Annotated in this window: 10 protein-coding genes; 4 read left to right on the plus strand and 6 right to left on the minus strand. The window is 55.8% G+C overall.

The features are described from left to right. Nucleotides 1-115 precede the first annotated feature (115 nt). Entirely contained in the window at nucleotides 116-1,345 is a 1,230-nt protein-coding gene (locus KP707_RS05890) for an ectonucleotide pyrophosphatase/phosphodiesterase (protein ID WP_211502443.1), read from the plus strand. Nucleotides 1,346-1,401: 56 nt separating this feature from the next. Here KP707_RS05890 and KP707_RS05895 read toward each other — a convergent pair whose 3' ends face one another. Genes KP707_RS05895 through KP707_RS05905 form a run of 3 tightly spaced genes read right to left on the minus strand, consistent with a single transcriptional unit; the run spans nucleotide 1,402 to nucleotide 3,878 of the window. Next, the gene (locus tag KP707_RS05895) at nucleotides 1,402-2,637 is read right to left on the minus strand and encodes an FAD/NAD(P)-binding oxidoreductase (RefSeq protein ID WP_086633253.1); all 1,236 of its coding nucleotides are present in this window, start codon (nucleotides 2,635-2,637) and stop codon (nucleotides 1,402-1,404) included. A 39-nt stretch (nucleotides 2,638-2,676) separates the two neighbouring features. Continuing rightward, complete coding sequence (locus KP707_RS05900) at nucleotides 2,677-3,630, minus strand: nucleoside hydrolase (RefSeq protein WP_211502445.1); 954 nt, start codon at nucleotides 3,628-3,630, stop codon at nucleotides 2,677-2,679. After that, nucleotides 3,627-3,878 carry a DUF3297 family protein gene (locus KP707_RS05905; protein ID WP_046900479.1) on the minus strand — a complete coding sequence of 84 codons (252 nt, stop codon included), beginning with the start codon at nucleotides 3,876-3,878 and terminating at the stop codon, nucleotides 3,627-3,629. The genes KP707_RS05900 and KP707_RS05905 overlap by 4 nt, the downstream gene beginning before the upstream one ends. A gap of 132 nt (nucleotides 3,879-4,010) precedes the next feature. Between KP707_RS05905 and KP707_RS05910 the strand changes: the two genes are divergently transcribed. The 3 genes from KP707_RS05910 (at nucleotide 4,011) to KP707_RS05920 (ending at nucleotide 9,384) form a co-directional block, all read left to right on the plus strand. Next, entirely contained in the window at nucleotides 4,011-5,198 is a 1,188-nt protein-coding gene (locus KP707_RS05910) for a lipase family protein (protein ID WP_211502446.1), read from the plus strand. Beyond that, complete coding sequence (locus tag KP707_RS05915) at nucleotides 5,195-5,998, plus strand: SDR family oxidoreductase (RefSeq protein WP_211502447.1); 804 nt, start codon at nucleotides 5,195-5,197, stop codon at nucleotides 5,996-5,998. Before KP707_RS05910 ends, KP707_RS05915 begins: the two co-directional genes overlap by 4 nt. 80 nt (nucleotides 5,999-6,078) lie before the next feature. Further along, nucleotides 6,079-9,384 (plus strand): efflux RND transporter permease subunit, encoded by a 3,306-nt coding sequence (locus KP707_RS05920; RefSeq protein WP_249196755.1) that lies wholly within the window; start codon nucleotides 6,079-6,081, stop codon nucleotides 9,382-9,384. Nucleotides 9,385-9,445: 61 nt separating this feature from the next. Here the strand turns inward: KP707_RS05920 and flgA are convergent, their stop codons facing one another. Genes flgA through flgF form a run of 3 tightly spaced genes read right to left on the minus strand, consistent with a single transcriptional unit; the run spans nucleotide 9,446 to nucleotide 12,003 of the window. Continuing rightward, on the minus strand, nucleotides 9,446-10,420 hold the full coding sequence (gene flgA / locus KP707_RS05925; protein WP_211502448.1) for a flagellar basal body P-ring formation chaperone FlgA: 975 nt from the start codon (nucleotides 10,418-10,420) through the stop codon (nucleotides 9,446-9,448). A gap of 17 nt (nucleotides 10,421-10,437) precedes the next feature. After that, nucleotides 10,438-11,229, minus strand: coding sequence for a flagellar basal-body rod protein FlgG (gene flgG, locus KP707_RS05930; RefSeq protein WP_046900475.1), 792 nt, complete (start codon nucleotides 11,227-11,229; stop codon nucleotides 10,438-10,440). Nucleotides 11,230-11,262: 33 nt separating this feature from the next. Continuing rightward, the gene (flgF, locus tag KP707_RS05935) at nucleotides 11,263-12,003 is read right to left on the minus strand and encodes a flagellar basal-body rod protein FlgF (RefSeq protein WP_086633257.1); all 741 of its coding nucleotides are present in this window, start codon (nucleotides 12,001-12,003) and stop codon (nucleotides 11,263-11,265) included. Between the last annotated feature and the right edge of the window lie 33 nt (nucleotides 12,004-12,036).

Raw genomic sequence — 12,036 nt, forward strand, 5'->3', positions numbered from 1 at the left:
GGGCTTCTGGCCCCTTTTTTTTTGTGCTCTAAGCCCCGGAGACGTCACGAAAACTTCGCACTTGCGTGGGAGAGATGCTCTGTTTTCGTTCTGAAAATTCCGCTTAACTGGAAGCATGAAAAAGCTTCTTGCCAAGGCGTTTAGCGCGACCGTTCTGACCCTTATCAGCGGTTGTGCTTCAACGCCGCTTCAGCCGACGCCATGGATCGGGAAGCCAACTGTCATTCTCATCTCTCTGGATGGTTTTCGAACAGAATATCTTTCCAGAGGGCTGACACCTCACCTATTAGAGCTGGCTCGGAATGGCGTTTCTGCTGAGGGTATGCGGCCTTCTTTCCCATCCATTACATTCCCTAACCACTACACGTTGGTGACTGGCCTCAGACCTGACCACCATGGGATTGTCGGGAATACAATGTATGATCCGGATCATCCCGGAATAAAATTCACCATGCAGAGCAAGGACTCCTATTGGTGGAATGAAGCTGAGCCAATCTGGGTCACCGCGAAACAGCATGGACTGAATGTTGGCATGCTGTTTTGGCCTGGATCAGAAGCTATTATTCATAATATGCGGCCAGACGAATGGCTGCCTTTCCGTTCGCAGATGTCTGACAGCGAACGCGTGCACACACTGCTATCCTGGTATAACGCGCAACCTGCAAAGCGCCCTGACTTCAGTACACTCTATTTCAATATCGTTGACACACAGGGCCACCATTTTGGGCCTGACTCTGTGGAAGTTGAGGCTGCCCTGGAAGATGTTGACGATGGCATCGGGCAACTGATCAACGGGCTGAAAAAACGTCATATTCCCGCTGATATTATAGTCGTCGCAGACCACGGTATGGCGTCCGTTGGGAAAAATCATATCATTCCCATGGATCAGATCGCGCCGGCCTCCTCTTATCATTGGATTACGGGAGGAGCGTACGCCGGGATAAATGCTGTGCCGGGAAAAACGGCAGTTCTAGAGAAAGCGCTCCTTCGGACGTACTCGCATATGACATGCTGGCGCAAAGCTGAAATTCCGAAGCGATTTCACTATGGAAAGAATCCCCGTGTCCCTGCCTATATCTGTCTTGCTGATGTCGGCTGGATGATTCAGGCCACTACTCCAGACAAATCTCAGAACCCGTATAAGGGCGCTCACGGCTATGATCCCGCAGCACCGCAAATGAGCGCCGTTTTCGTTGCGAATGGCCCGGACTTCAAAGCCGGTAAGGTGCTACCGCCCTTTGACAATGTCGATGTCTACTCTTTGATGACGCATTTGCTGGATATTCCAGCGCAACCCAATGACGGCACCCTCAAGACATTTCTGCCAGCTCTGAGCACACCCTGAAAAGCATAAAAAAAGCCGGGGCTGACCCCCGGCTTTCTCTCGTGGAATACCTATGATCAGGCGCTTTCTTTAACCTTGTGCTTGACCTTGACGTCATGCCCCTTGAGCATTCCATGCCAGTACAGGCGGGGGAAAACTTCGGTTTTCAGGAGCCAAGCGAAGCGGCTGGGTTTCCGCTGATCATACGGGAAACTCGGAGCAACCTTCCCGCCATACAGGAACTCTGCCAGCACGACTTTGCCGTAAGACACCGTCAGTGGGCAGGCACCATATCCATCATACGCCCCTGTTTGAGGGCGGCCGTCGAGAGAGGCCAGCAGGTTCGAGACCACAACGGGAGCCTGCTCGCGCGCGGCAGCAGCTGTCTTGGCATTACTGGTACCCAGAACATCTCCAGCGCCGAAAACGGTATCGTACTTCACATGACGCAGGCTTGTAGGGTCCACATCCAGCCAGCCACCAGCATTGGCAAGGGGGCTTTTCTTGACGAAATCCGGAGCGGACTGTGGCGGGACAACGTGCAGCATGTCGAACGACCGAACAACAGTTTCGTCTGTGCCAACAATCTGGAAGGTCGCTTCACGTTTCTCCCCATCAACCTTGATGAGGTTCTCCTTCTTATGAAGATTGACCCCATAAAAATCGATCTGCTTCTGGAGGGAAGGCACGTAGTATGCCACGCCAAACAGCGCGTCGCCCGCCATACAGAAATCGACTTCCGTGCGATGAAGCGACCCTTCCTTGCGCCAGTGATCGCTCGCCAGATAGACAATCTTCTGCGGTGCACCAGCACACTTGATGGGCATAGGAGGCTGTGTAAAGAGCGCCTTTCCACCATCAAGATGACGAATGCATTCCCACGTGTAGGCAGCCGTTTCACGGGAATAGTTGGACGTCACGCCATTACGGCCCAGCGTCTCGGGTAGTCCCTCGATTTTATCCCAGTCCAACTGAAGCCCGGGGCATACAACCAGCCGACGATATTCCACCACACGGCCACTTTCGAGCGTCACCGTGTTCGCGTCAGGATCGAAAGACACCACACTGTCTCGCAGCCAGGTCACGTCTTTCGGAATCAGGCCACCTTCCTGACGGAGCGTTTCCGCCAGCGTCATCACGCCGGCCCCAACCAGCGTCCAGCCCGGCTGGTAGGCATGCGTCGTAGACGGTTCGATGATTGCAATCGACAGGTTGGGTCGCTGATGTCGAAGCTGCGCTGCAATGGTGATGCCTGCAGCACCCCCACCAACGATGACGACGGAGAAGCGATCCTGCGGGTTGGAATCTGTCATGTTCGATGCTCCAGAGTCATGGGCTGACAAAAGAAGACCCTAAACCAGACGGGCCAGTCTTTCGGTAAGAAGAGTGTAGAACGCGTCTGAATCTATGTGATCAATCCATAACGCATTAGGGAGGCGATCGGTTACCTTCCAAAGATCGACAACGCTCTGTCCCAGACAAAGCGGTGCTTCAATCTCGATCTCGACGTTACAGTCCCGTCCGGAGAACAGGTCTGGCCGCAGCAGCCAGCCAATCGTCAGCGGGTCATGGAGGGCACCGCCTTCCCATCCATATTTCAGCTTCTCAAAGCGGTCTTCAGCACCCAGCATCCGGACAACCATATCGCCCACAGGTGTTCCGAGCGCAGCAATCGGTGCCAGCCGGGCAGGAGTCGCAATGGCGCGATGGGTCACATCGAGGGGCAGCAGCGTGACAGGAATACCTGCACCCATCACAATTTTTGCAGCGTGGGGATCAACGAAGAAATTGAATTCCGCAGTTGGTGTGATGTTTCCACCTTCGCGCTGCGCGCCACCCATTGCGACAATCCGGGAAATTTTGGGCGCAATATCCGGGGCGTGCGTCAGGGCGTGCGCCAGATTGGTCAGAGGACCCAGGCAAACCAGCGTAATGGCGCCTTTCGGCTCTTTCCGCAGCACATCGATCAGATGGGTAGCCGCGTCCATCGGCTGCTCACGGAGACGAGGGTTTGGCAGGTTAGCGCCCCCCATTCCGGTTTCACCATGCACGTATTCCGCACTGATCGGCGCCTTATGAAGAGGCCGTGCGGCACCGGCAAAAACCGGTACCTCCTCACGCCCTGCCAGTTCGAGCAGGGCGCAGGCGTTTTTCGTGGTCTGAGCGAGCGACACGTTGCCAGCAACGGTCATGATCGCTTCAACCTGCAGTTCTGGCGAGGCCAGCGCCAGCAGGATCGCCACGGCATCGTCCTGACCGGGATCCGTGTCGATAATAATCCGGCGGGGGCTGACCTGCGTCATCATGCGTCCTTTTCGTCGTCCTTGAACCAGGCTTCAACCGTCCCCGTGACCTTCAAGGTCATTGGGCGGCCTTTGCGGTCCACGGCCTTGCCAACAGACAGGCGTGCCCAGCCCTCGCTGATGCAGTATTCCTCAACATTCGTCTTCTCTTCGCCCTTGAGACGAACACCAACGCCGCGGTTCAGCACGTCTTCATTGTAGTATGGGCTGTCCGGGCTGGCGCACAGGCGGTCGGGAGGGGTATCGCTCATAATCGGTTCCTTTCTGTCTTCTGCGGCATCTTCTGTAGCGCCGGATGGCCGCGCATCCAAGTCAGGATGGCTCCCCGGAGACAACCGGCGCTGCTATGATGCGTTTTCCTCCTCAGGAGACCATGAGTTACCATGACATTCATTCGCTTCCCCCGAACGATGGGCGCTACACTTCTCAGCCTTACCTTTCTCGGTGCCGCCCTGTCCGGTTGTGCATCGCAGGATGACGGAGACTCCTATTCCGTCAGCGTCCCGGTGGCAGCGGGTCAAGCCATGCGTCTGGATCACATGATTTCCCATGTTCCGGGCCAGGCATGGCGTCTCACTTATCGCAGCGCAGATGCCCGCAATCCGAAGCAGCTTGTTCGGGTGTCAGCGGAAGTGCTGGTTCCCGCAGGCAAGCCGCCCGCCGGTGGGTGGCCAATCTTGGCCTGGGCTCATGGAGAAAGTGGCCTGCATCTGACATGTGCGCCTTCTGTCATGGGCCTCGGGACTGTTCAGGAACGCTTTTATGGTCCCTGGCTGCGACAGGGCTTTGCGATCGTCGCCACAGACTATCCGGGTCTTGGGGAGCCCGGCGAGGCATTACTTCTCAATGCCCGTTCAGAAGGGATGAGCGTCCTGGATTCCGTGCGAGCTGCTCACGAACGCCTTCCTTCGATCTCAACGACAGTACTTCTCAGTGGCCATTCGCAAGGCGCTCAGGCGGCTCTGGCAGCCTCTGCGATGGCGGCGTCCTACGCGCCTCAATTGCATATTCTGGGAACGATCGCTGTTGCCCCGCCTTATCTGGATGCGCAGGGCATTCAGGATCTTTTGCACCCTCGTAATCCGCACAACTTCTCACCAGCTGTTCCGGAACTCCTGTCTCTTGGCGCGTCTCTGGCTCAGGCTGACCCATCGTTTGACGCCAACGCTGTTTTCACAAACCGGGCTCTGGCTTTGATGCACGACGCGGGAAGCACATGCAGTTCGGATTTCTTTCCGATGGTCCACCGGTCAGGCCTGACACCCGCCACGACACTCAAGCCCGGTGCCGATGCCGTATTGGCGCCAGCACTGAAATGGGCTGAATATCCGTCCCTGTCGCTCTCAACACCTGTCATGATTGCAACGGGAGCGCAGGATCTGCACTCCTCCCCAAGCGAGCAGCATCGTTTGGTAAATGCACTATGTGCTGCAGGGACTTCCGTCAGCCACACGACCTATGGGGGTGCCAGCCATAGCGGCACTCTTGCTGCGGTCACCACAGATGCTCATGGGTTCGCACGAACCCTCCTTGCTGGACAGAAGCCCGCGAACAACTGCCCTGCACAATGACGATCCTCATTACAGGGGCTGGTTCTGGAATTGGTGAGGGATTGGCACATCGCCTTTCTAGGCCACACCAGACCCTGTTTTTGGGAGATCTGCATTCTGACAGCCTGAACCTGACTCAAGCGGAATGCTCGTCTTTGGGGGCAGTCGTTCATACTCGCTGCATAGACGTGCGCGACCGAACGGAAATGGCTGAGTGGATAAGCGAATCCGGTCGCTCAAGACTGGACATGGTATTTGCCTGCGCGGGCTTGACTGGAGGCCTTCCGCCCTCCCACGGATACCCTTCGGTCATGGAGCGGGAAGAACATGCGAGAGCCATTTTTGAGACCAATCTGACGGGTGCCCTCAACACCCTTTTCCCAGCTATCGAGCAGATGCGGCAGCAAAAGCCGGACAGAAGCGGTCACAGAGGCCGCATCTGCATCATGTCTTCAGTCGCGAGCTTCGTCTCTTACCCAGGGACCCCATCTTATTCAGCCTCGAAAGCTGCAATTGATCGGTTTGTCGTTGCCAGCGCTCCAAGCCTGGAAAAACAGGGAATTTCCCTCACAAGCGTTTGTTGCGGGTTTGTAAAAACTCCGATGGTGCGGGCCAATCGTTTTCCCATGCCAGGTCTGGTCTCCACAGAAGAGGCAGTACGCCGCATTCTGCGTGGAACGCTACGGGGACAGAGACGAATCATGTTTCCGTTCTGGCTTGGGTTGGGCGCACGTCTGACAGACCTTTTGCCGCCGCGTCTGGCGGAACGTTACTATTGCAGGCAGCCCTCTGCTCAACCGGGCGGAATGCCCGATTACTGACCAGTCTCACGGTACGAAAATGACTTTTCGTGTCCTAATAGTAATGACCAAAAGACCATAATCGGGGATAAGCTGTCGGCATGAATTTCTGCCGCTTTTTCATTGACCGCCCCGTCGCAACGATCCTGATGTCTCTTGCCATCTTCATGGCCGGCGTCATCTGCTATCCTCTTCTGCCTGTTGCGACGATGCCTGATGCCACCACAACCAACATCATGGTCGTGGCATCACAGCCGGGTGCGGACCCGCAGCAGATGGCAACCTCTGTCACGACCCCGCTGGAGCGGCGTCTTGGCTCCATTGCCGATGTGAAGAGCATTGAGTCTGACACCAGTCAGGGTCAGGCGCAGATTTTCATTGAGTTCTCGTCATCCCGGAACATCGACGGTGCCCTGCGAGACGTACAGGCAGCTCTTCGGGCTGCCCGCAGCGATCTTCCCACCGGCACGCTCGACGATGATCCGCAGGCCTTCAAACTGGATGGCAGTGGTTTCCCGGTTTACCTGCTCAGTGTCACGACAGACCAGCTGACACAGGCCGAGCTCTATGATGTGGCCAATATTCAGGTCAAACCTTATCTGGCCAAGGTCAAAGGGGTAGGCCGCGTGGAGGTCGTTGGTTCATCGAACCCGGCCGTTCGCGTGGAGCTTAATCCGGGACCTCTGTATAAATGGGGCATCGGACTTGAGAATATCCGCTCGGCCCTCGCCTCTGCCAATGCCTTCACTCCAAAGGGTTTCATCGACAGTCATGGCACACGCATGCTGCTGTCGACCAATGATCAGGCCGTCAAAGCGAGCGAATACAGGGATCTGATTGTCGGCTACCGGAACGGACTGTATCCCGTCCGCCTCAAGGACGTCGCTAACGTCTACGATGGTGTGCAGGACGTTTATCAAACGAGCTACATCAATGGCCACCGGGCCATTACGCTCATCGTTTCCGGTCAGCCCCACGCCAACACCGTGGCGATCGTGGACGGGATCAATGCTAATCTGGACAAACTACGAGAGGGTCTGCCGGGTAGCGTCAAATTAACTGTTGGCCTGGATACATCCCGCTCCGTTCGGGCGGCCCTTGATGATGCGAGAGACGCCCTCATCATTTCCGTCATTCTGGTGGTCTTGGTTATCCTGCTTTTCTTCCGCAGGGTCATGACCACTGTCATCCCGGCCGTCACTGTGCCGATTGCCCTGTCCGGCACGCTGGCTGCGATGGCCTACTTCAACTTTACTCTGGATGTTCTATCTCTGATGTCCCTGACGATTGCTGTCGGGTTCGTTGTCGATGATGCCATTGTGGTTCTTGAGAACATTGCGCGGCACATTGAAGACGGGATGGATCATTACGAAGCCAGCATTGTTGGCTCGTCGGAAATCGGCTTCACAGTCCTGTCCATCAGCGCCTCGCTTGTTGCGGTGTTTATTCCTTTGCTGTTTTTGCCGGGAACTGCGGGCTCGATCATGTTCGAGTTCTGCATGACGATGATTTCCGCCATCGTGATTTCAATGTGGCTGTCTCTCACCCTGACCCCCATGATGTGCGCCCGCATGCTTGAAATTGATCATGGGACCGCTCCCCGTAAGGGTCTTACAGGCGCCATCGTGCGCTTTACTGAAGCGGGCCTGGATGGCCTCGTGCGTCTTTACGCCCGTTCCATGCACTGGTGCCTGCGGCACACGATCCTTATGGGTCTGACCCTTCCCCTGAGCTTTATCCTGCTCGTGGGTTCAGTCATCGTCATGCCCAAGGAATTTATCCCCGAGCAGGATATTTCCCTGATTGGCAGTCGCATCCAAGGCGATGCGACCATGTCCTTTGATGAAATTGACCGCAGGCTGCGTGCTGTCGGTGCAATCGTGCAGCGGGACCCGGACGTAACATCCACGACTATTTTCAGTAACGATAAAAACTCCGGCCAGCTCTACCTGCATTTAAAGGAAAAAAGCGAGCGCGCTCCGGTAGCCACAGTGCTGGCCCGTATTCGCAAGGCTGTTCCCGTTGAACCGGGAGCAGACGTGATGTTCTGGAATGTCGGCGGCAATAGCCAAGGGGGAAGCAGCCAGAAAAATACGGGTGCTTATCGATATGTTCTCCGCAGCGAAGATATTGCCAGCCTGACAGGCTATCTCCCTAAAATGCTGGGAGCGCTGCGTGCATCCGGGCAGTTGGTCAACCTGTCTTCCGCAACGGAAAGCCAGTCCATCGCGGCCTACGTCACGGTCCATCGCGATACGGAAGCACGGTATGGCATCACACCGCAACTTATCCAGAATGTTCTGTATGATTCCTACGGCCAGACCATCGTCTCCACGATCCACCTTCCCCTGACGACACACCGGGTCGTCATGGTTCTGGGGCCGCAGTATCGAACTGATCCCAACATGCTGCATCAGGTCTGGATTTCAACCTCTGCTGGCACAGCAGCGGGCGGTGTGGCGTCCAACCTGATTAGAGCCAAAGCCTCCACCAGCGGGACTGAAAGCACGTTTGCATCTCTTGCAACGGCATCTATTCAGAACTCACTGGCCAACCAGATTTCCGGCAACAGTTCCAGCGGTGCCGCTGTATCGTCTTCGACAGAAAAGATGATCCCGCTTGAAAACGTGGCTTCAATTCTCTGGAAACAGCAGCCGCTCGATGTCACCCATCGTTCGGGATACTATTCAACCGCTATTTCCTTCGATCTGGCGCCCGGCGTGACCTATGCCCAAGGTGTGCAGCTCATTCAGGACACGCTGAAAAACACCCATGCTCCAGAAGGTGTTCTGGGCGAGTTCACGGGGACAGCGGGCGATACAACCAAAGTCATGATCAATGCACTGCTGGCGTTCGCAGCAGCCATTGCCGTCATGTATATTGTGCTTGGCATTCTGTATGAGAGCCTGATTCATCCCATTACCATTCTCTCCACGCTGCCCTCTGCCGGCATTGGCGCCATCATAGGGCTATGGTGCTTTGGAATGCCCTTCAGCGTTGTTGCTGTTATCGGCATCATCCTGCTGACAGGCATTGTGAAAAAGAACGCTATTCTGGTGATCGACTTTGCCATTCATGCAGAGCGCCATGATGGATTGTCGCCCAAGGATGCCATTTTCAAGGCGTCCATTACGCGTTTCCGCCCAATTCTCATGACCTCTCTCGCTGCGGCCCTCGGTGCCGTACCGCTTATCATCGGACATGGTTACGGGAGCGAGATGCGTGCCCCACTAGGCGTCTCTGTGCTCGGAGGCATGATCGTAAGTCAGTTGCTCACGCTTTATACCACCCCGATCGTCTATCTCTGGATGGATGCGATTGGAAAATGGGTCCGGCGAATGATGCTCCGCATTGGAAAGCTCTTCCAGCACCGCGCTATGCCCGGCAGTATGCAGAACCAGAGTTAGGCCAGACGAGCGGACTGCTTTTCATTTTGAAGCCTGAAATGCCACTGCGTTTCAGGCTTTTTTATAACGTCGGCAAGTTGACTGCTGCAGGACGGTTTCGGCTGTCCGCTGAAAGAGGAGCAATGTCCGGGATGACCTCGACTTCGGTTCGTCCCATGACCCGCCCCGTCAGAACCATGTGGCTGTTGGCATTATAAATATGAACAGTATCGCCTTTGCCGCCTGCCTCCAGAACGTTTCCTGACACTGTCACGCGAACTCCCGGCAAGGTGTAGGACAAAACCACGGGTGATCCCCGCCGCACTAATTGAGGGTGCACAAGTTGCGAGGATGCCAGAACCTGTCCCGCAGACAGACTGCCTCTTGCTTCCAGGCCAACTGCATCATCAACGGTCTGCAACGCGTCTTCAGGCACATCGGATGACCGGACCAAAGTAACACTCACATCTTCCGGCAACACAGGCTGCCCAGGATGAAGCCCATGACGAAGCGTCACAGCCCGGACCTCCATGGTCACGGAGCCATTCACCAAAAAGGATGTTGCTTTCCCACCCGATGTGGCTGGAACCTCCATCCGGGCATTGAAATGGCCACCCCCTCGTGGTGGCCGCTCCAGGTGCAGAAGAACTGGAGCGGCCTGATCCTGCGCAGGAACTGGCACAGACCGAAAACCACTTAGGGTAATTTCAACATGAGCGTCCTGAGGCAAATCCAGCCCCTGACGCAAAACCGGTAGAATATCATCCTCCCCGATTAAACGTGTGGCCCGCGTCACCGTCGTGGAGACCAAAGGGGATGCATCTGGCCAGTCCACACCAAACTGTGCAGCAATCGCTGTCAATTGCGGGCCACCTACAACATAGCTTGCGCCAAGTGCAGGAGCGTCTCCGATATCGGCGTCCTGCGCTGACGTCAGGCCTGAAAACAGATCGGAAAGATGAACATGGGCATGATCGATACTGATATTCGTGCGGAGCGTGGCCGCATGGACGGAACCCGTTGCTACGGCTGAAAACACCAGCAGTCCGACTTGCAACCACCTTCCTTTCACGCTCAGCGGCCGCCAAGGTTGTTGAGCGTCTGCATCATGTCGTCTGCTGACGTAATGACCTTACTGTTCATTTCGTATGCACGCTGCGCCGTAATGAGATCTGTAATTTCCGTCACAACATTGACGTTCGAGTTCTCAACATAGCCTTGCATGACACTGCCATAACCTGTTGTGTTCGGGGTTCCGAGCATCGCATCGCCAGAAGCTGTGGTAGGCGTGAACAGGTTCTGGCCCATCGCGTCCAGGCCATTTTCATTCGTGAAGGTCGCAAGCTGGAGCTGACCGACAACAGTTGAATTGTTCTGCCCGGCGACGGTTACGCTGACCTGCCCGGACTGATCAATGCTGACACTCTGGGCATTATTGGGGATCGTGATGGTCGGGCTTAGCTGGTAGCCATCAGCTGTGACAAGCGATCCCGTATTGTCCATCGAGAAGGTACCATCTCGCGTGTAAGCCAACTGTCCGGAGGGGAGCTGGATCTGAAAGTATCCCTTGCCCTGCACGGCTAGATCCAGGGAGTTACTGGTCTGTTCAAGACTACCCTGATCGTTGATACGGTAAATAGCGGCTGTTTTTACACCCAGACCAACCTGCGCTCCGGCAGGCACAGTCGTACCTGTATCAGACGAACTCGTGCCGACCCGGCGGATATTCTGGTAGATGAGATCCTGGAACTCAGCACGAGACCGTTTGTATCCGGTCGTACTCATGTTCGCGATGTTGTTCGAAATGGTCTCAACGTTGGTCTGTTGGGCCTGCATGCCCGTTCCAGCGATATCGAGTGCGCGCATGTGGCTTTAATCCTTGTCCCGTCAGGACGTCTGTCAGGCGGAGACCTGAACGATTTTATCGATGGCGTTCTGCTGACGTGTCGCCTCGGCGTTGACGAACTGCGCCATGAAATCGAAATTGCGCTGGATATCCATCATCTTCGTGACCTCGGACATCATCTGCACATTACTGCCCTCGACCATGCCTTGCAGGATCGAGGGCCTGTCCACGGCATCAGTTGGCTGGTCTGATCGGAGAAGATGACTGCCCTCAGCCTGGAGAGTGTTATTGTCCCGTGCAGTCACGATACCGATCTGCCCGGCTTCACCGGTTTCAGTGGTTATGACACCGTCCGAAGAAATGGTGAGTTGATGATCCGTTGCTGGCAGCACGATGGGTTGCCCTTCCCGGTCCAGAAGGGCGTTACCACTTTCATCAACTACCGTTCCGTCCTGCTGCTTTTCAAAACGGCCCGCGCGCGTCAGTCGCACACCGTTGGCGGTTTGCACCTGGAAATACCCCTCTCCACCCAAGGCAAGATCGAGCGGGTTTCCCGTCTGCTGCATGTCGCCCTGCTGAAAGTCACGATAGGTCGCGCGATCCTGAGTATAGGCCTGGGTCTCAGCGCCTGTGGGCTGGGTACTTCCGTGCTGCCGGGAAAGGTAGTCACTGAACAGAACGTTTTCGCGTTTGTAACCAACTGTGGAAGCATTGGACATGTTGTCTGCCACCACCGACATGGCGCGTTGCTGGGCATCCATGCGCGAAAGGGCAATATAGGTGCTGTTCTCCACGGCTGAAGCTCCGGCATTCCACTGTCATGGAGG

Source organism: Gluconobacter sp. P5E10 (genome assembly GCF_018812145.1).
Classification (GTDB): Bacteria; Pseudomonadota; Alphaproteobacteria; order Acetobacterales; family Acetobacteraceae; genus Gluconobacter; species Gluconobacter cerinus.